Consider the following 25,587-nt stretch of genomic DNA (forward strand, 5'->3'; position numbering starts at 1 on the left):
CCCGCGCCGGGCGCCAGGCGCCGGTCCACCCGCCTGCACCGCAATCCCCCGTCATCCCCTTATCCCCTTATCCCCCACGGAGCCTCCAGCATGCGCAAGCCCTATCGCCAGTATTGTCATCCCCTCCCCGTTGCGCGCCTGACGCGCGCCGTCCGGCTGGCGCTCCACGCGGGCGCGGCCGCCGGCCTGCTGGCCCATGGCGCCGCGTCGGCCCAGGCGCCCGACGCCCCGATGCAGAAGGTGGAAATTACCGGTTCGGCCATCAAGCGCATTGAAACCGACACCCCGCTGCCGGTGCAGATCGTCACGCGCGAAGAAATCGACAAGGCTGGCGTCACCACCGCCGCCGAACTGATGGCGCGCATCTCGTCCAACGTGGGCGGCCTGACCGATGGCGCCAGCATCAACGTCGGTGGCGACCAGCGCGGCTTTAACAGCGCCAATCTGCGCGGCATCGGTACCTCGTCCACCCTGGTGCTGCTCAACGGCCGCCGCATGGCCAACTTCGCCTCGCCCGGCGACGATACCGGCGTCGACCTGAACAACATCCCGGCCACCGCCATTCAGCGCGTCGAAGTGCTGCTCGACGGCGCCTCGGCCCTGTACGGCACCGATGCGGTCGGCGGCGTGATCAACTTCATCACGCGCAAGGATTTCCGTGGCGTGGAAGCGAACGCCTACGTGCTCGGCACGAAAGAAGGCGGGGCCGGCAAGCGCGCCGCCAGCCTCAGCCTGGGCTCGGGCGAACTGGAAAAAGACGGCTACAACGTGTTCGCCGTGCTCGACGTGCAGGGTACCGAGCGCCTCAACACCTCGCAGCGCAAGTTCGTCAGCGAGCTGCAGATCCCGCAGCGGCTCGGCCATCTGCTGTCGAGCTTTACCAGCCCGGCGAATATCCGCCTGACCCCGGCCCAGCGCGACCACTTGCAGGAAACCGGTTTCCTGCTCAACGGCCGCCCGATCACCAACCGCCAGATCAACCTGTCGATCCCGGCCTGCGCGCCGCAAGCCAATCTGTACCTGCCGGCCGGCAGCGGCGGGGTCGATGCCTGCACCTACGACTACATGGGCGACACCGAGCTGTATCCCAAGTCGACCAAGCAGAACCTGCTCAGCCGCGGCGTGATCAAGCTTGGCGCCGATACCCAGGCCTACGCCGAAGTGGCGCTGAGCCGCTCGCGCACCAGCTACGTCGGCTCGTCGGCGCGCGTGATCGGCTACATCGATTACCGCAAGATCCCGGCCCTGGCCAATAGCGGCCTGGACCAGCTCGATGACGACATCCCGGGTGAAATCCAGCTGCGCATGCGCCTGAACGAAGCCGGCATGCGCACCAGCGAACTGACCAGCGAAAGCCAGCGCTACGTGCTCGGCGTGTCCGGCAGCGCGGCCGGCTGGGATTACGACGCCGGCTACAACCACAGCGTGAGCACGGTCAAGGACAAGGATACCCACGGCTATGTGCTGTACGACCAGCTGCTGGCCGGCATCGCCGACGGCAGGATCAATCCCTTCGGCCCGTCCAGCGCCGAAGGCGTGGCCCTGCTCAACAATATCCAGGTCAACGATGTGGTGCGGCGCGCGCGCGGCACCATGGATGCGTTCGACGTCAAGGCCTCGCGTTCGCTCATGACCCTGGCCGGCGGCGACCTGGGCGTGGCGGTGGGCGCCGAAGCGCGCCGCGAGCGCACCGATTTCCGTCCATCGGCCTTGCTGATGAGCGACAACATCAACAACGATGCCGCGCCCGAAGGCGGCAAGGCCACCAGCGACCGGCGCAAGGTGGTTGCCGTGTTCGGCGAAGTGCTGGCGCCGTTCACCAAACAGTGGCAGGGCCAGCTCTCGGCCCGCTACGACCGCTACCAGCAGATCGGTGGCGCCCTGAGCCCGAAAATCGGCATGGCCTATACCCCGAACAAGGCGCTCACGGTGCGCGCCTCGGCCGGCAAGGGTTTCCGCGCGCCATCGATGTCCGACCTGTACCGCCCGACCGTGTACGGCAATACCGCCATCCTGCCCGATCCGGTCGTCTGCGCCACGGTCGAGAACAATTACGCCGACTGTGCCGACGCCTGGGAAACCCGGCGCTACAGCAATGTGAACCTGAAACCGGAGCGCAGCCGCCAGTTCTCGGCCGGCCTGGTGATCGAACCGAGCAAGCACTGGAACGCCAGCCTGGACTACTGGAAAATCAAGCGCACCGATCTGATCAGCGAGATCGGCGACGATATCATCCTGGGCAACCTGGGCAAACACGGCAGCCTGGTGCACCGCGACGAAGACGGCGACATCGATTACATCGAGATGCACAAGGAAAACCGCGGCGCCCAGCTCGCCAGCGGCCTGGACCTGGTGGTCAACCTGCGCGGCGCGAATACCGCCCTGGGCCGCTTCGGCGGGCGCCTGAACGGCACCTACGTGCTCAACTCGAAGATCCAGACCAGCCCGGGCGACCCGTACATCAGCAACCTGGGCAAGTTCGTCACCGACAGCGTGGTGCAGCGCTGGCGCCACACGGTCAGCATGGACTGGGAACAGGGGCCGCTGTCGGCAACGGTGTCGAACACCTTTTCGGCATCCTACGACGACCAGAATTCGGCCATCAACATCGACGACGGCAGCGTGGTCGCCGCCAACCGCGTGAAAGCGTACTCGTTGTGGGATATGTCGCTGGCCTATGAATGGGGCAAGAACCTGAAACTGCGCGCCGGCGTGCAGAATATGTTCGACAAGGCGCCGCCTTACTCGAACCAGGCCAACTTCTTCATTTCCGGCTACGACCCAAGCTACACCGACCCGCGCGGACGGCGCTTTTATGCGAGCGTGAACTACGCGTTCCGCTAGCCACATGGCAGGGCGCGAAAGTGTATATTCGCCAATGTTTTTCTTTTTCAAAGTTTCCCTGCATGCTAGAGTAGACGGTTGCCGGAATACGCGCCGCCGCGCGCGTCCCCCGGCCTGTTCAAGGAAAAAATACGATGAACGACACGGCAGCGCTGAGCTATGTGATTGAGGATCAACTGATTTATTTGCGCAAGGTGGAAGTCCAGGTCGCTTTCAACTGCAACCTCACTTGCAAGGGCTGCGTGCACGGTTCCCCGGCCCGGCCCGCCAGACTGCTCTCGCCCGAGGAGTTCGCGCTGGACCTGGCGGCGCTCGGCAGCGCCGCGCGCGTGCACAAGCTGCTCCTGGTGGGCGGCGAACCCTTGCTGCATCCGGCCCTTGTGGAACTGCTGAAACTGGCAAAGGCCAGCGGCGTGGCCAGGCACGTGTGCGTGCTGACCAATGGCGTCGGCCTGGAAAACATGTCCGACGAGTTCTTCAGCAACGTCGATTCCATCGAGGTCAGCCATTACCCGCGCGTGCGCCTGCGCTACACGCGCGAGGACCTGGCGCAAAAGGCACAGCAATTCGGCTTCACCTTCGCAATCAACGCCTACGAAAACTTCCAGGAAACCCATCTGAGCGCGCCGCTGGACGATCCGGCCCTGGTGCGGGAAATCTACAAGCGCTGCAAGCCGCGCGCCGACTGGAGCTGCCACACCTTCGCCGAGGGGCGCTACTACATGTGCCCGCGCAGCCCGATCCTGGGCGAACGCCTGGGCGCCTGCGGCCAGGTGGTGGACAACCGCCAGGCCGACGGCGTCATGATGCGCGACAATCCCAATCTGTTCGGCGATTTGCAGCGCTACCTGCAACGCGACGATCCGCTCGAAGCCTGCAAATGGTGCCTCGGTTCGGACGGCGCCAGCTTTCCCCATCTGCTGCAAAGCAAAAAGGCCGCCATCGCGGAAGCGGCCCGGATTGTGCATTTCTCGCCCACGCTCCTGAGCCCGCGCGCGCGCGCCGAACTGGTCGGCCTGCTGGCGAGCGCCGACGCCAGCCCGGAGGACGCAACACCATGACGCTGGCGCCAGACATCCAGCAGGTGACCGCCTTCGGCTCCCAGCCTCGGCGCGACAGCCTCAGGCAAGCGGTCTTCCTCGACCGCGACGGCGTCCTGATCAGGGACAAGCACTATCTGTCGGCCGTGGCGGGCATCGAACTACTTCCCGGCGTCATCGAGGCATTGCGCGCACTGGCGCCGCACTTTCGCCTGATCATGGTGACCAACCAGAGCGGCGTGGCGCGCGGCCTGTTCAGCGCCGCGCGCCTGGCGCAGATCCACGACGCCTTGCTGGCCCAATTCGCGCAACAGGACGTGCACCTCGACGCCCTGTATTGCTGCCCTCACCACCGCGACGGCACGCTGGCGTCCTACACGGCCGCGTGCGCCTGGCGCAAGCCGCAGCCTGGCATGCTGCTGCACGCCATCGAAAAATGGGCGCTGGACCCGGCGCGCTGCTTCATGCTCGGCGACCAGGACAGCGACATGCTGGCCGGTCAGGGCGCCGGCATGCCCAGCTTCATGATCGGCCCGGAACAGGCCGCGAGCAAGCATGCCCACGCCCGCTACGCGGACTTGGGCCAGGCCGCGCGCGCGATGCTGGCGCACGCCGGCTGACGCTACCGTCAGCCCGGGCCGGGCGCGCGCAGCGGCATCTGGCTGCGCGCCCGTTCCAGGTCTTCCGGCACGCCGATGTCGATAAAATAGCCCTCCGCCACGAAGGCGCTCGGCCGCAGCGCCGCGCAGTGCGCTTGCAGCAATTCCGTCTCGAAGGAAAAGTGCGGCGGCAGCGCGAACGGCCGCAAGATATCCTCGGTCAGCAGATACAGGCCGGCATTGATCACCCCCGCCGCCCCGGGCTGCTTTTCGGCGAAGTCGACCACTTCTCCGGCGCGCACCACCACCCGTCCATAACGCGAGCAATCGGCCAGTTCGGTCAGCGCGATGGCCAGGTGCGCCGGGCGCGCGCGCCAGCAAGCGATAAACGCGTGGTAATCGATGTCGAAGCAGGTATCCCCGTTCATCACCAGCCATGGCGCGCCGCCCTGCCCCGCCAGGGCCAGCGCGATCGCCCCGCCGGTGCCCAGCGCGCTCGGCTCGGTCACATGGCGCAGCGCCACGCCGCCATGGCGCGCGCCGAAATGGCGCACGATGCAGTCGGCCTGATAGCCGAGCGACAAGGTGACCTCGGTAAACCCGGCCGCCTCCAGCCGCTCGATCAAATGCGCAAGAAATGGCCGCCCGCCGACCATCGCCATCGGCTTGGGCAAGCCGCCCAGCACCGGGCCCAGCCGCGTGCCCTTGCCGCCCGCCAGGATCAGCACCCGTGGCAGCGCGCTCATGCGGCCTCGCCCAGCGCCAGGGGGAAACTGATCACCCGGTCCGCCATCCGTATCGTTTCGGCCCGGTGCGCAATAATCACGCGGGTCAGCGGCAAGGCCCGGATCGCCCGGTTCACCGTTTCCTCGCGCCCGGCGTCCAGGTGGCTGGTCGCCTCGTCGAGGAACAGCAGCCTGGGCTTGCGGTACAGGGCGCGCGCCATCAGCAGGCGCTGCCGTTGCCCGCCCGACAGCAAGCTGCCCATGTCGCCGATCAAGGTATCGTAGCGCATCGGCATTTTCTCGATATCACCATCGATGTCGGCCATCCTGGCGGCATCGGCAATGGCGCCGGGGTTGACGTCGCTGTCGAAAAAGCTGATGTTCTCGGCAATCGAGCCGGCGAACAGGGTATCGTCCTGCATCACCGAACCGATCGCGCGGCGCCAGGCTTGCAAGCCGATCTGCTGCAAGGGCACGCCGCCGACCAGCACCTGGCCTTCGCTCGGTTGCAGCAAGCCCAGCATGATCTTCATCAGGGTGGTCTTGCCGCAGCCGGACGGCCCGGTAATGGCCACGCACTCGCCCGGCGCGATGCGCAGGTTGACGTGGCGCAGCACCGGTTCCTCCGCCGGCGAGTAGCGGTAGCCGACATCGACCAGTTCGATGCCGGCCTCGAACGGGCCTTGCCGCTGCGGGTCGCCATCGGTCTTTTCGGCATCGGTCAGGGCAATATCGGCCACCCGCTCGCGGTGCAGCCCCAGCATCGAATAATCGGTCACCTTGTCGACCAGGCTGCCGAGCCGGCCAACGAATTGCAGCTTGAACGAGACGAAGGCAAACAGCATCCCCACCGACATGGCGCCATCGATGACCGCCGTGGCGCCGGCGCTGACGACGATGATGTTTTCAATCCCGAACAGCAGGGTATTGAGCAGCTGGAAGCTGACGCTCACGCGCTGGGTGCGCAAGCTGGCGTTGAAGGTCGCCACCACCGAATTGAGCCAGGTGCTGCCGCGCGCCTGCTCGCGCCCGAACAGCTTGATGCTCTGGATGCCGCGCACCGATTCCAGGAACTGGCTCTGCTGGCGGGCGGCGCACACGATCTGTTCCTGGGTCGACATCCGGTACGCCCGGTACAGCTTGATGCGCAGCACGACGTAGATAGCCGCCGCCGCCAGCACCACGCACGATAGCGTGGCGCTGTAAAAGAACATCATCGCCAGCGTCACCAGTGCCATCGCGCCATCGAGGATGGCGGCCAGGAAGCCGTTGGTGAGGGTGCGCTGGATGGTATTGAGCGAGTCGAAGCGCGAGGCGATGTCGCCCAGGTGGCGGCGCTCGAAAAATTCGATGGGCAGGCGCAGCAGGTGATGGAACAGGTTGCCGATCAGGCGCAGGTTGAGGTGGGTGCCCAGGTAGGTCATCAGCCAGCTGCGCGAGGCGGCAATCGCCACCTGCGCCAGCAACAGCAGGAAGAAGGCCTGGGCCAGTTGCAGCACCAGCGTGGTGTCGCGCGCCAGCACCGCGTGATCGATCACCAGTTGCATGAACAGCGGCGCCAGCACGCTGAACAGTTCCAGTACGAGCGAGAGCGCCACGATGCGCAGCGCCTGGCGGCGCAAGCCGCTCACCCGCCCCAGCAGTTGCCGGAAGCCGATGCTGCGCCGCTCGCGCCGCGCCTGGAAGTGCGGCATGGGCCGCGCTTCCATGGCCACGCCGGTAAAGTGCAGCGACAGTTCGGACAGCGCCAGCGTGACGCGGCCGCGCGCGGGGTCGAAAATCTCGGCGCTGTCCTTGCCCACCTTGGTCAGCACCACGAAATGGTTGAAGTCCCAGTGCAAAATGGCGGGCAGTTGCAGCAGGTCGAGCGCGGCAAGATTGAGCTTGACGGCGCGCGCCGACAGCGCCATCTGTTCCGCGATGTCCATCAGCTCGACCAGACGCATGCCCTTGGGCGACGGCGAATAGCGCCGCCGCAGGGTGCCCAGGTCGATCTGGTAGCCATGGAAGCTGGCCAGCATCGCCAGGCAGGCGATGCCGCACTCGGCCGCCTCGGACTGCAAGACCAGCGCTGGCGCGGGCGCGCGGGCGCGTCCGAACAGCGTGCGCCAGCGGCTCACCGCGGCCCGCCGCGCCGCTGCGCCAGGCCGAGCAGCCACTGTCCGAAGGTTTGCGCCGGCAATGGCAGTTCGAGGCGCAGCTCGGCGCCGCCCTGGAGCAGAAGCGCCAGCTGCGCCGCCTGGACCGCATCGGTGCTAAACAGCACGCGTACCGGCGTGCCGGCCTGGAACCGGGCTACGCTGCCGGCCACGGCCAGCGCCGGGGCGCCGGCACGCCGCAGCAGCGCCTGCTGGCCGGCCTGGAACGCCGGCGCCGGACCGGCCAGCGCCAGCCGCACGGCGTACGGCGGCACGCTGTCCCCGGCCAGCGCCACCACCGGCAATTGCACGGTCCTGGCGGCACGCCCCAGCATCAAGGATGCCATCAGCAACAGCGCCAGGACCACGATCAGCAGCGACGCGCCCCGGAACAGGAACGGCCGCAGTTCGAGCATGGCGCCATACGCGCTTTCCTGCCTGGCCGCCATGGCTTCCTGGCGGTACATATCCAACATCATCGCTCCTGCGAATCGGCCGCTGGGCGGCGCGACTCAGAATTTCAATTCAAGGATAGCCCGCAGCACCGTGTAGGTGGGGGACGTCACCGTCTTGGTTTGCCACAGTGTATCGCCAACATAGCCCGAGCGCTTGACATCGTCTTCATGCAGCAGGTTCGATCCGCTCAGGCGCAGTTGCGCCTTGGGCTGGATCTTCCACAGCACATAGCCTTCGAGCACGCGCTTGTTGGACTCGGCGGAGGTTTCGTAGCGTGACATGCGCACGCTGCCGTTGCGGATAAAGCCGAGCGTGGCGCCGGCCGACACGGGAGCCGACTTGAAGGCGTAATCGGCGCCGACATTGACCGACAGCGGCGCCTGGTTGCCGATCCGGTTGTCCGGACCCGGCACCGCGTCGACCGACGACCAGGTGCGCGAGAGCGAGCCGCGCAGCTCCACCGCGGGCGCCCCGCCGACCAGCTGCGGCAGCTTGAACTTGGTTTCGAGCGTGATGCCGCGCGCCAGCGCCTGCCCGCTGTTGGTGGGACGGGCTACCCAGCGCCCATCCTCGCGCACGGTCTGGGTCAGGGTCACGTCGTCGATCCGGCGCACGAACAGGCCCAGGCTGACCAGGCCATCCTGGCTCAGGTAGTGTTCGTAGGCCAGGTCCAGTCCCAGCGCCCGTTCCGGCCGCAGGTAGGGGTTGCCGCTGGTGTCGGGCCGGGTCACGGTATTGATCACCGACAGCGTGCGTCCCGCGATCAGGCTGTCGGCCTGCGGCATGCGCCAGGTGCGCGCCAGCCCCAGGCGCAGCTGGTCGGACTTGGTGTCGGGCAAGCGCCAGACTGTCTGCAATACCGGGCTCAGCATCGCCTTGGCGTAATCGACTTCCCGCCCCAGGTTGTTGGCGCTGTGCAGCGCCACCCGCTCCCAGCGCACGCCGAGGTAGACGGCCACGCGCGGCGCGATGTCCCATTCATCCTGGGCGTACAGGGCATGGCGCCGGCTATTGACCCGGAAATTGTTGCCGGTCTGGTCGAGCCGCGAAACGGCATCGATCAGGTCGCTGCGGTCGACCTGGTCGCGGTCATGCTGGACCTCGATGCCGCTGACGAAGGCATGCTTGTCCGTGTAGGCGTTGCGCAGCTTGGCCGAGGCGCTCAGGCTGCGGTTGCGGTTATCGCGCGCGAGATCCTGGCGGTTCAGCACGCGTCGCTGTCCGTCGACATAATCGACCGCGCTCGATCCGTCCGAGCGAACCAGGGTCGCGCCCGCTTTCACTTCCAGCTTGCTGGTGGCGCTCAAGGTGCTCAGCCAGCTCAGGTTGTTGCGCACCGTCAGCGACGAACCTTCGCTGGTGTAGTCTTCGTTGGCCAGCGCCGTCGGCGGCCCCTGCAAAAAGGCGGTGCGCCCATAGCCGGCGCTGTCGTAGACCAGGCCCGACACATAGCCTTGCCAGGTCAGCGAATCGGCGCCGCCGAACTTTTTGGTCACGCGCGGCGCAACGCTCCAGTTCCAGCCGCGGTCTTCGTTGTACTGCTCCAGCTGGCGCAGGATGGGGCCATCCTCGCCACCGCCCTCGGTGCGGGTCAGGAACGGTTCGTCGGCGCTCATGCGCCGCGCCGACGCCGTCACCAGCCATGCCAGCGATTCGTCCTGGTCGCCATAGGTGGCGGACAGCTGGGGCTTGGTGCGGTCGTTGTCGTGGAATACGCCGGCGCGCACTTGCATCTGGCGTTTGCCGCTGCTGCGCTTGAGGATGATGTTGATGGTGCCGGCGATCGCCTGGGTTCCCATGTCGACCGTGGGCACGGTCATGATCTCGATGCGTTCGACCACATCGGGCGACAGATTGTCGAGCAAGAAATTCGGCGGGGCCGGGTCGCCATTGAGCAGGATCCGCACATAGCCGCTGCCCAGGCCGCGCATGCTCAGTTCCCCGCCCTTGCGTCCGGGCACGCCGCTGACGACGATCCCGGGCTGGCGCCGCAGCACGTCGAGCACGCTGCCATCGCCATAGCGCACCAGCTCGGCCGTGCCGAGGACCTGGCGGAAAGTGCTGGACTGGCGCCGGTCCTCGTTGCGGCTGGCGGCAATTTCCACCTGCGGCACGGCGCCGGGGGCGGCGCTGACAGGCGCGGCGGGACTGGCGGGCGCAGCGGCGGAGGGCGCCGGCGCGGCGGGCGCGGCGTCTTGCGCCTGGGCCTCGCCGCACAGCACCATGGCAGCCAGCACGGGCGGGCTGAGGAATTGGGAAAATTTCATGATCGTCATGGCAAGTCAGGTAAGGGAGTAAAAACGCGGCAGCGCGCACGCACGCCGGCCGCGCCTGTTATTGAATGGACACGCTATCGCGCAGGTGGTCGACGATGGTACGGGCCACGTGCTCGCCGTACAAGCTCTGTCCCAGGTCGCGCCAGGCACCGGCGCGGCCCTGCTCCAGGCAGTGCAGCACGGCGCGGTAGACCAGCTCGGCGCTGTCGGGCGGAATCAAGAGGTTGCTGCGGCAATCGAGAATGGTTTCCGGACGGTCGGTCGAATAGCGGCACGTCATGCAGGGCACGCCGAGGATATTCGCCTCTTCCTGCAAACCGCCGCTGTCGGTGTAGATGGCCAGGCAGTCGGGCGAACGCAGGAAGGCGATCACGTCCACATACGAGGGCCACAGCGGGTGGCAATGCACGCCGCCGCGTTCGAGCCGCTGGCGGAATTGCTGCTCGGGATGGCGTTCCTGGGCAAAGTTGAACTGGTTGGTCAGGATGAAAATGACCGGCAAGCCCTGCCCGGCCAGCCGGCACAGCGCATCGACCACGCTGTTCAGGCGTGCCGGCGACATGTTTTCGCGCCGGTGCAGGTCGACCCGCAGCCAGCGCTTGCCGGCCAGGCCCGGATACAGGCGGGCCAGCTGGTCGCTGCCGCCCTGTGCGCCCGCCAGGCGCACCGCATCGGCGCTGAGCGAACCACTCATGCGGATGGCCGCAGGCGCGTAGCCCTCGCGCAGCAGGCTGTCGCGATTGCGCCCCACCGGCGCGAGCAGCAGCGAGGAGGCGACCGAGGTCAGGCGTGAATCGAGCGCCTCGGGAAAGGGCTCGTCCGGCTCCACGCGCCATGCCAAATCGGCCTGCGCCAGCACCGTCTCGTGCGCGACCGGCTGGCCCGGCGCGAACGGCGACAGGCTGCGCAGCCCGGCTTCGACATGGATCGAACGGATGCCGGTGTGCAGATACCAGAACACAGGAAAGGTGCCCGAGGTCGAGGTGTCGCCCGACACCACCGGGATGAAACGGGTCGTCTCCGACTGCGCCTGGAGGTAGCCGTGCAGGCGCTCGACCTGGGTGGCCAGGGCGGCGGTGCGGCCGAGGATGGTGCCACGGATGTCGAGAAAGACATCGATCTCGCTCAGGTAGCCGAACTCCTGGGCCGCGCCGGTCAGCACCACGTCGTAATGCTGGCCGGCGTCGACCATCAGGGCCGGCGCCGCGCGCTCGCGCAATTCCTTCACCAGCGAGGCCAGCTTGATATAGCAGGGTTTGGTGGCGATCACCAGCAGGTACACCGGCTGGCCCAGCTCGCGCGCCTGCGCAACGATCCGCTGCAGGCGGGAGGGGTCGTGAATCTTCATCGTGGTTCCGTGGGTGGATGGGTGCGTGCCGGCGCAGTGCGCTGCGGCATGAGTGCCTCGGCCACGATCTCGTAGGAGCGCAGGCGCGCTGCGAGGTCGTGGATTTCGGTATTGATCAAGAGTTCATCGGGTGCGCAGCGCGCGACGATGGCGCCGACGGCGGCGCGCAGCGCGCCATGGTCGCCCTCGATGCTGGCGCCCAGGGCCGCGCCGAGCGCGGTCTGCTCGGCCGCCGTCGGCCCGTCCTGGTCGAAGGCGGCGGGCGCCTGCAGCGGCAGCGGGCGAGCGCGCAGTGCGCCCAGCAGCCGGCGCTGGCGCGAGGTGGCCAGCCAGGCCGCTTCGGCGGCGCTGTCGGCGCCGATCACGTTGATGCTCAGCATCGCATACGGCGCCGCGTGGGCGGCCGAAGGCCGGAAGGCGGCGCGGTAGGCCGCCAGCGAAGGCGCCGCGTCATCCTTGAGGTGGCCGGCGTACGCGAACGGCAAGCCGCGCTCGCCGGCAAAGGCGGCCGCGGCCGGACTGCCGCCGAGAATGTAGAGCGGCAGCGACAATCCCGCGCCCGGCACCGCGCGCACGCCGGCGGCCGCATCGGCTTCCTCGAAATACGCGCCCAGCTCGGCGAGCGTGGCGCTGAACGGGCGCGGCTCGGTGCCGCGCTTGAGGCGCGCGGCGGCCACCGGATCGGCGCCCGCGCTGCGTCCCACGCCCAGGTCGATGCGGCCCGGATAGAGCGATTCGAGTGTGCCGAACTGTTCGGCGACCATCAGCGGCGCGTGGTTGGGCAGCATGATCCCGCCCGCGCCGACCCGGATGGTGCTGGTGCCCTCGGCCACATAGCCCATCAGCACCGTGGTGGCGGCGCTGGCGAAGGCGGCGGCGTTGTGGTGTTCGGCCAGCCAGTAGCGCCCAAAGCCAAGGGCTTCGGCCTGTTGCGCCAGACGCCGCGTGCTGCGCAGCGCGTGCGCCAGCGACTGGCCGACCGTGATCGGCACCAGGTCCAGCACCGACAAGGCCGGAGCGGCGAACATGGTCTCTGTCTCGTTCATTGTCGGCACTCCATGTGCGGCCGGGTTCACGCCGGCTGCCCGGCGCGGTAAGTGAAGGCCGCCACATCCTGCGCGTAGCTGCCCTCGAACTGGCCGGCGTCGTACAGGCCCATGCAGATTTGCTGGTTGCGCTGGTTGTTGGCGCCCGGGCTGTCGCCGATGAAAAAGCGCTGCTCGTCGCCATGGCTCAGATGCACGCCCTCGCCCAGCCCGCTGGCCGGGCGTCCCAGCGCCAGCCCGAGCCGTACATGGACGTCGACATCTTCCCAGCCCCAGCCCACCAGCAGCGAATTGAAGCCGCCGATTGCCAGCAGGTCGGCGCGGCGCAGGAACATGATGCCGGGGCAGGAGCGCGCGCCATCCTCGAAAAAATGACGCTTGGTGTCGACGCGCGCGCGGCGCCCGTCGTCCAGCACGATGTCGAGGCTGCTGGCATATTCGGCAATCCGGCCGCGCTGGCGCCTCGGCGGCACCGATTCGCGGACCTTGCCCAAGGTCAGCCAGCCGCCGCCATCCGTCTCGGCCATGGCGCGCGCCACGTCGAACTCGGTGAGGATCACATCGGCGTCGAGCAGCAGCAGGTACTCGCCGCGCGCCACATGCACGCCGAGATTGAGCGCGCGCGATTTATTGAACCCATCCGCCGCCAGTTCCAGCAGGCGTACCGGCGCGTCCTCGAATGGCGCAAGCAAGGCGTCCAGCGCGGCCGCATCGCCACCGTAATTGACGACGACGAACTCGGCGTCCCAGGCGGCGGCGACGACCAGGTTGGCGGCCAGGGTGGCGCCCAGCTCGGCGCGGTTACGCCAGGCAATGACGATCGACATGCACGGCGTCATGCCTGCACCGCCGTGCCGTTGCGGGTGATCAGCATGCCCAGCGCAAGCATCTCGTCGAGATCGTGCAAGGTGCATCCCGTCGCGGCCAGCAAGTCGGTGGCCGCCAGCGGCGCGGCGCTGCGCTCGAGCAGCTCGCGCTGCAGCGGGGTGGCGTGGTAGGCGGCCGGCCAGGCCGGGTTGTCCAGCACGATGGCGCCATCCGCGCGCCCGCGGTGCGGCGCATACGCCTGCAGCACGCAATCGGGGCCGGCGGTCGGCGGCGTGCGGCTGGTGTAATCCAGGATCGAGGCGGCGAACTCGGACAGGGGCTCGCCCGCCGGCTTCAGATGGCGGTCGTAGGCGCTCATGTCCGGCGCGGCGCGCAATTGCAGCGCGCGGCGGCCGGGCTGGTTCCAGTTGGCGGCGCTGCGCCGTACGATATCTTGCAGCACGGCCGTGCAGTGGGCGCGCGAATAGCCCTGCTCGGCGTGGCGGCGCGCGTTGGCGGCCATGCTCCTGGCATGGGCGCGGTCGGTCAGCAGCGCTTCCAGGCCATGCAGCAGCGCCGCGCGGTCTTCGCGCAGGCCGCCCAGGCTGAGCCACGAGGGTGCGAGGTAGCCGGTGACGCCATCGATGACGGTATCTTTCAGGCCGCCGTAAGCGCAGCCGACCACGGGAACCCCGCTGGCCATGGCTTCCACCGGCGCGTAGCCGAAGTTTTCATCGATCGAATTGGTCGGGTGCAGCAGCACGTCGAAGGCGCGGTAGGCGGCGGCCAGTTCGGCATCGGCCAGCGACGCGGGCAGATAGCTCACTACCTGGTCCAGGCCGTACTCGCCGATGAGGCTCCTGAGCTGGCCCGAATAAGCGCTCTCGCTAAAGCGCAGGACCCGGTAATCGATCCAGAAATTGCCGATGATAAGGACCCGGATGGCGTGCCCGGGATGGCGCCGCACCAGCTCGCGCACCACGTCGAGGGCGCCGTGAATATTTTTTTGTGGCAGCAGCCGGGCCACGATGCCGATGCAGAAATGCTGCTCGGTCAAACCGAGCTGCGCGCGCGCGGCGGCGCGCCCCTCCGGCGTGAACAAGCCGGTATCGGCCGGCAGGGGCAGCAATTCCAGCGCCGGCGTGGCATCGCCCAGCATGTTGCGGATGACTTCGGCGTCGGAACTGCAATTGACGATCAAGCCATCGTGCGAGGTCAGCGTCGGCAAGCGCTCGCGCAGGAACTTGCGGCTGAGAACACATCCGCCGTGCATGCCGAACAGGCAGGGAAAGTCGCGCTCGCCGCCCGCCAGGTCCCAGCCGGTGTTGCCGGAAAAATTCAAGAGCAGCTTGACGCCGTGCGGCGCGGCGCTGGCCTCGTCGAGCTCCAGCAGTTCCGGGGTGAGCGCGCTCAGGGCGTCGCGATAGAACTGCGCGGTACGCGTGACGCTGGGCCATTTATGGGCCGACAGGCCGGCCGTGGCCAGCGCAAGCGGGGGAAACTGGTGCAACATGCATTCCTCGATGGAGTCGATGGCAGGGGAACGGCGCGGGCCGAACGGCGTGGGCCGAACGGCGTGGGCCGAACGGCGTGGGCCGAACGGCGTGGGCCGAACGGCGTGGGCCGAACGGCGTGGGGCTTAGTGGGCCGCCGCGCTCGCGTCCAGGCGGCTGCGCTGGATGCCGTGGGCCGGATTGTGCAATTCGGCCGAGACGATCGGACTCATGAAGGCGACAAATTCCTGCATCGACTTGGAAATGTCGACCGGCCCGGTGGCCGCATCGTGATACAGGCGGATTTTGGCCTGGCTGCGGTCGACGCGGCGCAAACCATGCACCTCAATCCCGGGAAACTTTTCCTGGAGCGCAGGAATGGCGGCGGCCACCGCATCCATCAGCGGCAGCAGGTCCGGATTTTCGAAGTGCAGTTCGACGCCCACGCGGTCGGCATAGTCGAGGAACTCGAAATGCATCTGGCGCGGCCAGCCGTCCGGATGGAGGCGCCGGAAATGGTCGAAGCCGCCGTACAGGTCCATCCCGGTCGAATTACCCTGGGCAAATTCATCGAGCACCGACTGGAAGAAGGGGCGCACCTTGGCCGAATGCGCGGCCCGGTTGTAGAGCGCGTCCACCGGGGCCGCCGGCAGTTCGGGCAGCGTGCCCTCGCTGGCATCGAAATCGGCCCAATACCCGGTCAGCGCCGCGCGCGGGGCGCTATCCTGGCCGGCCGCGGCGGCGTGCAGGTTGGCGTACAGCGACATGGCACGCCGGTAGTGGCCCAGCGGCAGGAACGCGGCGGTGGGGGCGAAACGGGTCATCGAACGCTGGACGCAACCGTTGAAGTGGTTCAGCAGATGGTGGATCGCGCTGCGATGGACGTCGCTGACCTGATAGCCCATGCGCATGGCCAGCGCCGCCAGTTCGATCACATGGCCGGCCGAGTACAGGTGGTTCTCCAGCAAGGCGCCGATCAGCATGGCCTTGCGCAGGGCCGGAATGCGGCTCTGGTCCATCGTCAGGCTAGCGTCGGCGACCGCTTCGAGCTGGGCCACCAGCAGCGACAGGGTCAGCATGACTTCGAGCTGGCCGTCGAGGAATTTCTGGGCGACCGGCTGGTAGCGCGCAAAGGCCGGATAGGTGGCGGCGATCGCGCACAGGCCCTCGGTCAGGTGGAACTTGCGGCACACATAGAACGGGCCGAAATGGTGCGCCTTGATCGCCTCCTCCATCATGTCGGCCAAGGTCAGCGGCGTGCCGTTGAATTCGAAGGTGAGCGTGTCGGGCAAGCCGAGCGCCGCGTGCGCGTACATCAGGTGGCCCAGGTCGTCCATGGCCGAGGTGCGGATGACGGTCGAATGCTGGGCAATCTCGCGCAGGGTAAACGGCAAGGCGCCGACGCGCGCCTCGGGATCGATCCCGGCCATCATGGTATAGGCGAAGGTTTGCCACGGATGGAAGTCACCCTCCGGATGGCACTGATAGATATACGGCTTGCCGGACGGGTCCTGGTGGACGAAGGAGGCCACCCGGTCGAGCAGCGGCGCGCCGTTCACGGTGGCATTGCCCCAGCCGACAAAGACGTGGCCGAGATACGGCAGGCTGTCGCGCGCGACGATCGCCTGGACCGGCCTGGCCAGGAAATCGACCAGCGAGCGTTCGACCTGCCTGGACAGGCCGGCGTCGAATTGCACCGGAAAATCCCGTAACCGGATCTTGTGAGCGGCAAGTTCGTCTTCCAGCTCAGCGCTCAATTCGAGGGGCCACCAATAACGGGTTTCGGTCATCTGTAATCTTTCAATTAACTTCTCAATAGTCGGGCAATCCACGGCAACGCTTGACCGTATTCGCGAAGGCCGGCAGCGCCGGCCATGGCGGGAATTACTCGCAGCGGCTGCGGTCGCTATCGCTGGCCGGCTCCGGGCAGCAACCCTGGACAGGCCATTCACCTTGGGGTTCAGTGTGGCGTCATTGGCAACCGCGTGGTTAGCAGCGCGGCGCAAGCTGGCGCCGCCAACCGGGCGCCCGCCACCGGAATGGCGCGGCGCCTGGACCACCGGCGCCGCGCGCACACATCAGAACCCGCGCTTTACTGCCAGGCGTCGCTGCCGTCGGACGGCTGTTCGCAGCACGACTGCGTGCAGCAACCTTCGATGACGCTGGCATCCCAGTCGCGCACATTGACCAGTTTTTCGGTCAGGGTTGCGCCGCCGGCGACACCGGCGATGTCGGCGCGGTTCAATTCAGCAATAATTTTTTCCATTTTCACTCCGGAAGATCATTGATAACATGGCCAATTCCATGCATCGCATTCCCGTTTTAAGGACGAGAACGCCGAGGTATTCTAAACAATTTTAACCGCTAGTCAAGCTTTCCCGTTCCACCATATGGCATCGCCGGGCGCGCGCACAAACCGGCAGTCATGCCGCTCATTGAACGCAGGATGCGGGCGCTCCCGGACCGGGAGCGCCCGCATCGGCTTACGCCAATCGGGGAATTATTCCCAGGCAGCGTCCCTCATTTGATCGTTGCAGCAATCCTGGGTGCAGCAGCCTTCGATGACACTGGCATCCCAGTCGCGCACTTTGACCAGTTTTTCGGTCAGCGTTGCGCCGCCGGCGACGCCGGCGGCTTCGTCGCGATTCAATTCAGCGATAATTTTTTTCATCGTCATTCCTAAACAAGATTGATCGCATGGCCAATGCCATGCACCGCATTCTCTCGGTTGAGAGTGCCATTGCATTCTAAGCAGTTATAAGCATCCGTCAAGCTTTAATAATTAGCAATAAATGCCGCGCGCTTCACGCCGGCGCCGCCAGCAGGGCGCTATCGGCCACCCCGGCGCCGACCCGCCAGGCCGTGCTGCCGGCCTCGTCGAAGCGGCAGCGGCTCACCTGCCCGCCCATCTCCGCCAGCACCCGGCCCACCATGGCGCGCCGTCCGGGCGGCGCCAGGAACATCATGAAGCCGCCGCCGCCGGCGCCCGACACCTTGCCGGCCAGCGCGCCAGCCCGCAGCGCCGCCGCATACATGGCGTCGATGTGCGGATTCGACACCGAGCGCGCCAGCTTCTTCTTGTTTTCCCAGCCGGTGTGCATGGATGCGACGATGCCTTGCATATCGCCGGCCAGCAGGCAGTCGCGCATCGAGGTCGCCTCCAGCTTGAGCGCGTGGGTCGCTTCCAGCGCGGCGCTGGCACCCTGGCGAATGTTCTCGCTCTGGTCGCTGATGATCCGCGCCGAGGCGCGCGACATGCCGGTGTAGCACAGGACCAGGGACGCGGCCAGTTCGCGCGTGAGCGGCGCCGGCACGTCCAGCGGCGCAATCCGGGCCGCGCCGCCCGGGGGGAAGCTCATGAAGTTGAAGCCGCCGCAGGCTGCCGCGAACTGGTCCTGGCGCCCGCCCTGCAAGCCGCACACCACGCGTTCGATGTGAAACGCCAGTTGCGCGATCTCGTGCGCGCCCAGGTCCAGCGCCAGGTAGACCGAGAAGGCATGGATCATCGCCACCACCATGGTCGAGGACGATCCGAGGCCGGAACCGGCCGGCGCGTCAGAGCGCGTGCTCAGGCTGAGCGCGAGCGGCTTGCCGCCGTGATAGCGCGCGATCATCTCGCGGTACACCGCCTGGTGCAGCACCAGCGCCGGCACGGCCTGGACCGGCTCGGGTCCGCCCAGCTGCATGCTGCATCCCTGGTCGAGCGAGCGCAGCAGGCAGGCATGGTCCCCGGCGGGCGCCAGTTCCGCGTGCGCATACAGGGCAATGGTGGCATTGACCACCTGCCCACCGTAGATGTCGCAATACGGGGAGACGTCGGTGCCGCCGCCGGCCAGGCCCAGGCGCAGGGGCGCGCGCGCGCGCACGATCGCGGAGCGGCTCATGGGCGCAGGAAGCGCTGCAGCCAGCGTTCGCGCTCCCACAGCACGTGCGAAACCGACTCCGCGGCGCGCACCACATGGTCTTCGTCCGGCAGGGTGACCAGCCGTGCTTCGATGCCCATGCTGTTCAAGGCCTGGAACAGGCGTTCGCTTTGCTGGGGCATGGTGCCGGGATTGCTGTCGGCCTGGCCGTGGATCATCAACAAGGGGGTGGCGATCCGGTGCGCGTGGTGAAACGGCGACATGGCCTGGTACACCTGGGGCGCCTGCCACAGGGTCCGCTTTTCGAACTGGAAACCGAACGGGGTCAGGCTGCGGTTATACGCGCCCGACTCGGCAATGCCTGCGGCGAACAAGCGGGTATGCGCCAGCAGGTTGGCCACCGTGAAGGCGCCGTAACTGTGTCCGCCGATGGCGATGCGCTTGCGGTCGGCCACGCCGAGACGCACCAGCTCGTCGACCGCCGCCTCGGCCGAGGCGGTCAGCTGGGCCAGGTAAGCATCGTTGGCGGCAGCGCCCTCCCCGGCCACGATCGGCATGCCCGGGTTGTCCAGCACGGCATAACCGAGACGCACCATGGCCAGCGGACTGAGGGGATCGATGTCGGCATAGCGATACGCGGAATCGCGCACCTCGGCCGCCGCCGAGCGCGACTGGAAGTCGCGCGGGTACACCCACATCAGCACCGCCAGCGGGCCATCGCGCCCGCTCTGGTAGCCCGCCGGCAGATACAGTTTGCCGCCCAGCGCCACCCCGTCGGCGCGCTGGTAGCGCAGCACGCGCACCTCGACCGCCTTCATCCACGCGAACGGGCTCGCCACCGAGGTCAGCGCGCGCGCCGGGGCGCCCTCCTCGTGCACGAACAGATTGGGCGGCTCGTCGCGGCTCTCGCGCTGGGTCACGAAGCGCCGCCCATCGCGGTCGAGCATGACCAGCACCCGTTCGTAATACGGCGCCTGGGAACGCCACAAGGTGCTCGTTTCGCCGTCGTCCAGCCGGTAGCGCTTGAGCTGCGGACGGTCGCCCTCCTCGCTCGCGCCGGCGCTGGCATAGAACAGCGATGCGCCATCGGTGCTGGTGAGCAGGACCCGCTCGCCATTGTCGAGCGCGCGCTTCATGGGCCGCCCGGGGTCGCCATAACGGTCTTCCATCTTCCTGCTAAACATCAGCTGCGGCGCGCCATCGGCCTGCTGCGGACGCAGGCGCCAGGTGCGCCGTTCGCCTTGCTGGAACCAGGTTTCGGTCAGCACCGCCAGCGCATCGCTGCCCCAGGCCACCTCGTTGATGCGGCCCTTGACGCGCGCCAGCACCCGCGCCGGCTGGCGCCATGGCGCGTCTTGCTGGTACAGGATATCGCGCCACTCGGCCTCGCTGCGCGGATCGCCGCCGTCGCCCGCCTCGCTCCAGTGCAAGGCCGCTGCGGCGTCGGCGCGCCAGCCGAAGTCGCGCGGTCCGGCCTCGACCGCATCGCGGTCCTGCACGGGACGATCGTTGAGCGCCCTGTCATGCAGCACCTTGACCAGCTTCCCGCGCCGATCCCACAGTTCATCGCGGCGGGCCCAGCGCAACACCGACACGGCGGGCGCAAACGGCGCCTGCAAGCGGCTGGCCAGGATGAAGTTGCCGTCGGGCGAAGGGGTGGCGGCCAGCAGCGGGCCGGCGGCGCCGATCAGGGCCAGCTTGCCCGACACATCGACGCTGGCGAGCTGGCGCTGCAAGTACCAGCCGAGCATCTGGGCGGCGCGCGCGCCGGGCAGCGCATCGGCGACGGCGCTGACCTGGACCGGCTTGCCGGCGAAGCTTTCCTGGATCGCCGGGGCGGCGGCCGGAATCACGGCCGGCGCCGGCGCGGCCCCCTCGGGCGCCAGGCTGACCAGCAGCGTACGCGAGCCGGCCAGCCAGCCGAAGCCATTGCTCACGACCGTGTTCAGCGGCCGCTCCAGCAAGCGCCGGGCGCGCGCCGCCGCCACCTCGACCAGCCACAAGCGGACCTTGCCGTCGTGCCACAGCGAGAGCGCGATCCAGCGCTCATCGGGAGAAAATTCCGCATGCGCGATGCGCGCCCCTGGCGGCAGCCCCGATACCGGGCGCTGCCGGCCGTCGGCGACGGTAAGCAGGGCCAGCCCATGACCGAAGGCGGGCTGGGCGCCGGCGAAATGCACGCGATCGATGCTCAGGCCGGCCAGCTTGATGCCGGCCTTGGGCAGCTCTTGCAGGGCCGGACGGGCGGGCCGTTCCAGCAATGCGACCGTGCGCCGTTGCGGACCGCCGATGACGGCGGGCGGACGCGGCGCGGCGACGATGGCTTGCAACGGTGCGCTCGGTTGCCGGTAGCCCGGCGCCGTGGCGTCGGCGGAGCTCGCCGTGGCGGATACGGGCAGGAGCAGGACGCCCGCACACAGGTAAAAATACAATCTCATCGTCGAACGTCATTCATGATAGTCGCCTCGACCCGACAATAAGGCGCCTGGCCGCGCTGTCAATCAGCGTACCTGAAATCATCGTACATATTGTTAACAATGTCAATTTTCAAATATTGCATATGAATCAGGATGGGCATGGCGAGCGCCGCCCCGGTTCGCGGACGCGAAAACACGCCCGTCACGGCTGAGCCGGCGGCGGTCCGGCCAACGCTCACACGTCGGGGCAGGTCCGCCTGGGCCGCCAATCCCAGGCGCCGTCGGACTTGACCAGCTTGACGCGCCAGGGTGCGCTCTTGCCGTAGAAGCAGCTTGCCAGCGTACTGAACTCGCCGTTCGCTTCCCACCGCTGGTCCGCCAGCGTGGCCGCCATGTGGCCAGGCTTGACGGGATGAGGCAGGAAATTGTATCCCTCCCACGACTGGCGCCCGTCGAGCGCATAAATGGCCCACGACGAGCCGTCCAGCCCATTCGGCTGCGCGCTGGCGAAATAGGCGCGCCTGTCGGGCGAGAGCATGACGCTCTCGCCGGCCGGCGTCAGCGCGCCGGTCGCCTCGTTGATCAGCTTACCCGTGCCCAGGTAAAAATCGCCCGCGAGGACCAGGATGAAGCCTTCCTTGCGGGCGCAGAACGCGTAGCGCATCCCGCCGTAGGGGTCGTCGTACGGCGGCTCGTCGGCAAAGGCCAGCGTCTTGCCGCCGGCCTGCACACGCAAGGCGCGCTGCGAGGTGCGCGTGACCACGCCCGCCGCCGCGGCCCTGATGCGCGCCGCCTCCTTCGCGGCGTCGCCGCTGTCGCTGCACTCCAGGCGCAGGCCGGCCGCCGGGGCCGCTTCCGCCGCCATGGCCAGCAGCATGCACGCGCACAGCATGCTGCCGCCTTGTCGAATCGCCTTGTTCACTCAAGCTCCTGTTGTATGCGGGGTAGAGCGCTATCATAATCGCCAGCGCTGTCCGGCCGTGCCGTTCGTGACGCCGGCGCCGTGCATCACGCCGGCACCAGCCAGGCCGATACCGGAAGCGCAATCGCCGCGCCCAGGCCGATCCCGGCCAGCACATCGCTGGGATAGTGATGCGCCGCGATCAGGCGGCACAGCGCCAGCAGCGCCAGCGCGCCGGCCGCGAGCGGCAGCGTGGCGGGCGCCGCATGGGCGATCGGCACCAGCGCGGTGGTCAGGGTCATGCAGTGCCCGCTCGGGAAGGAATACTTGTCCAGCACCTTGGTCAGCGATCGCAGCGCCGGGTCGCGCTCGAACGGACGCAGGCGCGCTACGCGCTGCTTGAGCACACGGTAAAACAGGTGCGCGATCAGGGTCGACAGCAGCGCCGCCTGCAACACCGCCACCGGATGCCGGATCTGCGCCAGGAAAATGGCGCCGGCCAGCGGTGCATACACCCAGCCGTTACCTAGCAGATTGATGATGTTCGTTGTAAAGCGGACGATGCGGTAGCGCGCAAGCGGCACGATGCGTTGTACAATAATTAACTCCAGCCGCCCTGCCCGCAGCAGGGTGCAGCGCCAGCGGCTGGTGGGTGCCAGCACGATTGTTTCCGAAGTGTGTGATTGCTTGGGCCGACGAAAAGGAAGAAACATGTTGACGCATCCTCACAAAGAAATGGAACTGCAAGACACCCCCGCCAAGGCCTGGTCCGACCCCACCGGCCGGGCCTACAGCCAGCGCTTCCACATCGCCCTGGATGGCAATGGCGCCAATGGCCTGGAAGGCATGGCCGGGGTCTGCCTGTTCCTGTTCGACCAGGTGTCGCAAGGCTACGCCTACAAGGTGCGCTACTACGACGGCATCGCCGCCGGCCACGCGGTGTCGGTCAACCCGTCCGGCACCATCGGTTTCCTGGGCAATGCCGGCCAGCACCTGCTGTTCTACGACGCCCACACGCTCGACGAAATCGGCCGCGTGTCGACCCTGCGCTATGAATGCCCGCCCTCCTCGCTGCAAGGGTCGACCCATCTGGTCTGGATGTCGGACACGGAATTCATCACCGTGATCGGCGCCCACTTCTACCGCTTTTCCATCGATGCGCTGGAGCACGGCGAACGCCTGTGCGCGCACCAGCTCAAGCTGCCGCACGGCATGAAGCGCTGTGCATCGGGCCGCTACATCGTGCTCGGTTCGATGGACAGCCCGCACGACGGCCGCGACGGCGAAGCCTGCCACGTCGCCATCCTCGACCTGGCGTCGATGGCGGTGCGCGTGGTCGATTTGCCGGCCACCTGCTGGCACGTGGCCGTGCATCCGAGCGAGGACCGGTTTTACGGCGTCTCGTTCCGCGTGCTGCCGCAGGATCATGTCGATTATCACGAATGGGCCATGGCCTTTCGCAAGGAATATGCCTTTGAAATCGACGCCGCCAGCGGCCAGGTGCTGCGCCACTGGGCGGCCGGGCGCGAGATACCGGCGCACATCAATTCCGACGTCTGCCTGTCCGATCGCGAACTGATTTTTTGCAACGGCGGCAGCCAGAACGTGATCGCCATCGACCTGGCCACCTTCGCCAGCTACCGCCAGCTGGTCGACGAACGCCCGGACGCCGCGGCGCAGCTGAACCGGCCGCGCGAGGTGGCATCCCAGGTCGCCGACGTTTTCACCCGTGGAAATTTCTTTTCGAATAGCCAGCACTTTCTCGGCGCGCTGCAAGTGTCCCGCAAGTCCTTGCTCGATTCCATTTATGGCTGCCAGTTATCGGCCGGCCAGTCGCTGCTGTTCACGGCCAACCGCGGACTGAACCACATCACGATCTACGACTACCCTAGCGGAACCTTGCGCCTGCGCGTTGAGATGCCCCCGCTGCAAACGTATTTTTCGTGGATGTCGGCGCTGGCCGATCCGCGCCTGGGCTTCCACCACGCCTGGCTGCTAGGGTGAGGCCGGCGGCGCCAGCGCCTGGCCCGGCGCTGGCGCAGCGCTGAACTCGCCGGCGGCATTGATGGCCTTGGACAAATTGCGGGGGATCAGGGTCGAGACGATATTCTCGACCAGGCTCAGGATCGCCGGCTCGAACGCGGCCGGCAGGCGGTTCAAGAATCCCGGTTTGAGCGTGAAGCTGCCGTCGAAGGTCACGCGCGTACCGCGTCCGGCCATGGCCGGCTCGTAGCGCGTGCTGCCCCGGCATTCGATGTGCTCGGGCAGCACCGATGGCGTGATGGCCCATTCGCAGACGTGGGCCGCGTCATCCCAGCGGGCGCGGTCGACCCAGGAAATCACGTCCCCGCCGAGCGCCCCGCGCAGCAGCGCCGGAATGGTTTGCCTGGCTTGCCAGCGGTTCACCAGCAGCAGGCGTCCATCGCTGCCGGTGCTGCGTTCGAGCTGCACGATGGAATCGAGATCGTCCAGCTGGACCGCCAGCTCGGCCAGGTGATCGCGCATCACCAGCCAGATCTGGTCGACCGGACGCTTGACCATGGTAAAGCTATGAAAAGGTGTCATTGCAACTCCTGGGTGGATGGCAAGCCGGCGCGCGCCCGGTGCACCTCGCCGGCCAGGGTCATCGAGGTGCGCACTTCGCGGCTGATGTGCGGGCTGGCCGCCAGCCAGGCGCAGGCCTCGGCCAGCGCGGCGCGGGCCGGCATGGGCGCGTAGCCAAGCTGCGCGATCTTGCCATGCTCGTACCAGTAATAGCGGCCGATCATGCGCGCCTGTTCGCGGCTGGTCAGCGCGGCGCGCCCTTGCAGCCGGGCGCGCACTTCCTCGTACGAGGCCGCCAGATAGGCCGCCGTGTGGTTGACTTCCAGGCGCGGGCTGTCGACCCCGCACAGGCCGGCAATGGCGGCATGGATCGCGTTCCATTCCAGGTTCTCGGACCCGAGGATGTAGCTCTGGCCCGGGATGCCGCGCGTGGCGATCAGCCAGTGGCCGTGCGCCACGTCGCGCACCGAAACGATATTGCAGCCGCCCGCATAGGTCAGGCGCAGCGGATCGTTGAGGTAGGACACGATGACCCCGTTCGACGGCCCCAGCACGGTCGCGTGCGGGCCGACCGACATGGTCGGGCAAGCCAGCAGGATGTCGACCCCGCGGTCGCGCCCGAGGGCGAGGGCCAGCCGGTCCTGTTTGATTTTCGACTGGACATAGGGCGGCTCGACAAAGCCGTCGTCCGGGCCGCCATGCTCGTCGCGCGCCAGCGGCGCCGTCGACGCGCCGAACACGACGGACGACGAGGTGATCACCACGCGCCCCACGCCGGCCAGGGCGGCCGCCGCGATCATATTGCTGGTGCCGCCCACGGCCGTACGATCGAGTTCGGCCGCGCTGATGCCGCTATAGGCGAAGCGCGCTGCCGCGTGAAAGACGACATCGCAGCCGGCGCACAGCGCCGCCAGGCTGGCGGGGGTAGCGAACATATCGCCCTCGACGTGCTCCAGCGCCAGGCCGTGCAAGGCGCGCCGGTCGCTGCCGGCGCGCGTCATGGCGCGCACTTCGCAGCCGCGCAGCAGCAGCTCGCGGCACAGATTGGCGCCGATCAGGCCATTCGCTCCGGTCACCAGTGCGCGCATCT

At 67.5% G+C, this 25,587-nt stretch carries 21 protein-coding genes; 4 read left to right on the forward strand and 17 right to left on the reverse strand.

All coding sequences use genetic code 11. From position 1 onward, the window contains the following. Positions 1–90 precede the first annotated feature (90 nt). The 3 genes from PO883_RS00740 (at position 91) to PO883_RS00750 (ending at position 4,504) form a co-directional block, all read left to right on the forward strand. Entirely contained in the window at positions 91–2,844 is a 2,754-nt protein-coding gene (locus PO883_RS00740) for a TonB-dependent receptor (RefSeq protein WP_289308072.1), read from the forward strand. Between the two features lie 134 nt (positions 2,845–2,978). Next, positions 2,979–3,905 carry a radical SAM protein gene (locus tag PO883_RS00745; RefSeq protein WP_289308073.1) on the forward strand — a complete coding sequence of 309 codons (927 nt, stop codon included), beginning with the start codon at positions 2,979–2,981 and terminating at the stop codon, positions 3,903–3,905. Next, positions 3,902–4,504, forward strand: coding sequence for an HAD family hydrolase (locus PO883_RS00750; RefSeq protein WP_289308074.1), 603 nt, complete (start codon positions 3,902–3,904; stop codon positions 4,502–4,504). Before PO883_RS00745 ends, PO883_RS00750 begins: the two co-directional genes overlap by 4 nt. 8 nt (positions 4,505–4,512) lie before the next feature. On the opposite strand, the gene PO883_RS00755 is transcribed toward PO883_RS00750, so the two are convergent. The 15 genes from PO883_RS00755 to PO883_RS00825 form a co-directional block, all read right to left on the reverse strand. Then, positions 4,513–5,229: a nucleotidyltransferase family protein gene (locus tag PO883_RS00755; protein WP_289308075.1), complete on the reverse strand. Its 717-nt coding sequence runs from the start codon at positions 5,227–5,229 to the stop codon at positions 4,513–4,515. Next, a complete protein-coding gene (locus PO883_RS00760; RefSeq protein WP_289308076.1) occupies positions 5,226–7,328 on the reverse strand; it encodes a peptidase domain-containing ABC transporter in 2,103 nt (700 codons plus the stop codon). The genes PO883_RS00755 and PO883_RS00760 overlap by 4 nt, the downstream gene beginning before the upstream one ends. After that, entirely contained in the window at positions 7,325–7,825 is a 501-nt protein-coding gene (locus PO883_RS00765; protein WP_289308077.1) for a hypothetical protein, read from the reverse strand. The genes PO883_RS00760 and PO883_RS00765 overlap by 4 nt, the downstream gene beginning before the upstream one ends. Positions 7,826–7,858: 33 nt before the next feature. After that, positions 7,859–10,069 (reverse strand): TonB-dependent siderophore receptor, encoded by a 2,211-nt coding sequence (locus PO883_RS00770; RefSeq protein WP_289308078.1) that lies wholly within the window; start codon positions 10,067–10,069, stop codon positions 7,859–7,861. Positions 10,070–10,136: 67 nt separating this feature from the next. Beyond that, a complete protein-coding gene (locus PO883_RS00775) occupies positions 10,137–11,426 on the reverse strand; it encodes a UDP-N-acetylglucosamine 2-epimerase (RefSeq protein WP_289308079.1) in 1,290 nt (429 codons plus the stop codon). Beyond that, positions 11,423–12,472, reverse strand: coding sequence for an LLM class flavin-dependent oxidoreductase (locus PO883_RS00780; protein ID WP_289308080.1), 1,050 nt, complete (start codon positions 12,470–12,472; stop codon positions 11,423–11,425). The genes PO883_RS00775 and PO883_RS00780 overlap by 4 nt, the downstream gene beginning before the upstream one ends. A 26-nt stretch (positions 12,473–12,498) precedes the next feature. Then, positions 12,499–13,299 carry a galactosyltransferase-related protein gene (locus PO883_RS00785; protein WP_289308081.1) on the reverse strand — a complete coding sequence of 267 codons (801 nt, stop codon included), beginning with the start codon at positions 13,297–13,299 and terminating at the stop codon, positions 12,499–12,501. 8 nt (positions 13,300–13,307) lie between these two features. After that, on the reverse strand, positions 13,308–14,792 hold the full coding sequence (locus tag PO883_RS00790; protein ID WP_289308082.1) for a glycosyltransferase family 4 protein: 1,485 nt from the start codon (positions 14,790–14,792) through the stop codon (positions 13,308–13,310). Positions 14,793–14,918: 126 nt separating this feature from the next. Beyond that, positions 14,919–16,562 (reverse strand): hypothetical protein, encoded by a 1,644-nt coding sequence (locus PO883_RS00795; RefSeq protein WP_289308083.1) that lies wholly within the window; start codon positions 16,560–16,562, stop codon positions 14,919–14,921. A gap of 302 nt (positions 16,563–16,864) precedes the next feature. Beyond that, complete coding sequence (locus tag PO883_RS00800) at positions 16,865–17,038, reverse strand: hypothetical protein (protein WP_289308084.1); 174 nt, start codon at positions 17,036–17,038, stop codon at positions 16,865–16,867. 234 nt (positions 17,039–17,272) lie between these two features. Further along, positions 17,273–17,443 (reverse strand): hypothetical protein, encoded by a 171-nt coding sequence (locus tag PO883_RS00805; protein WP_289308085.1) that lies wholly within the window; start codon positions 17,441–17,443, stop codon positions 17,273–17,275. A 133-nt stretch (positions 17,444–17,576) separates the two neighbouring features. Continuing rightward, on the reverse strand, positions 17,577–18,656 hold the full coding sequence (locus PO883_RS00810; protein WP_289308086.1) for a dehydrogenase: 1,080 nt from the start codon (positions 18,654–18,656) through the stop codon (positions 17,577–17,579). Further along, complete coding sequence (locus PO883_RS00815) at positions 18,653–21,073, reverse strand: S9 family peptidase (RefSeq protein ID WP_289308087.1); 2,421 nt, start codon at positions 21,071–21,073, stop codon at positions 18,653–18,655. The genes PO883_RS00810 and PO883_RS00815 overlap by 4 nt, the downstream gene beginning before the upstream one ends. Before the next feature lie 214 nt (positions 21,074–21,287). Beyond that, a complete protein-coding gene (locus PO883_RS00820) occupies positions 21,288–21,974 on the reverse strand; it encodes a hypothetical protein (protein ID WP_289308088.1) in 687 nt (228 codons plus the stop codon). Positions 21,975–22,060: 86 nt separating this feature from the next. Next, positions 22,061–22,615, reverse strand: a complete 555-nt coding sequence (locus tag PO883_RS00825) for a phosphatase PAP2 family protein (RefSeq protein WP_289308089.1) — start codon at positions 22,613–22,615, stop codon at positions 22,061–22,063. Between the two features lie 49 nt (positions 22,616–22,664). On the opposite strand from PO883_RS00825, the gene PO883_RS00830 reads away from it, so the two are divergent. After that, the gene (locus PO883_RS00830; protein WP_289308090.1) at positions 22,665–23,957 is read left to right on the forward strand and encodes a hypothetical protein; all 1,293 of its coding nucleotides are present in this window, start codon (positions 22,665–22,667) and stop codon (positions 23,955–23,957) included. Here the strand turns inward: PO883_RS00830 and PO883_RS00835 are convergent. Then, positions 23,949–24,518, reverse strand: a complete 570-nt coding sequence (locus PO883_RS00835; protein WP_289308091.1) for a hypothetical protein — start codon at positions 24,516–24,518, stop codon at positions 23,949–23,951. The genes PO883_RS00830 and PO883_RS00835 overlap by 9 nt on opposite strands. After that, a complete protein-coding gene (locus PO883_RS00840; RefSeq protein WP_289308092.1) occupies positions 24,515–25,585 on the reverse strand; it encodes an NAD-dependent epimerase/dehydratase family protein in 1,071 nt (356 codons plus the stop codon). Before PO883_RS00840 ends, PO883_RS00835 begins: the two co-directional genes overlap by 4 nt. Between the last annotated feature and the right edge of the window lie 2 nt (positions 25,586–25,587).

Origin of the sequence: Massilia sp. DJPM01, from assembly GCF_030348125.1 — a bacterium.
In the GTDB taxonomy this organism is placed as follows: domain Bacteria; phylum Pseudomonadota; class Gammaproteobacteria; order Burkholderiales; family Burkholderiaceae_D; genus Telluria_A; species Telluria_A frigida.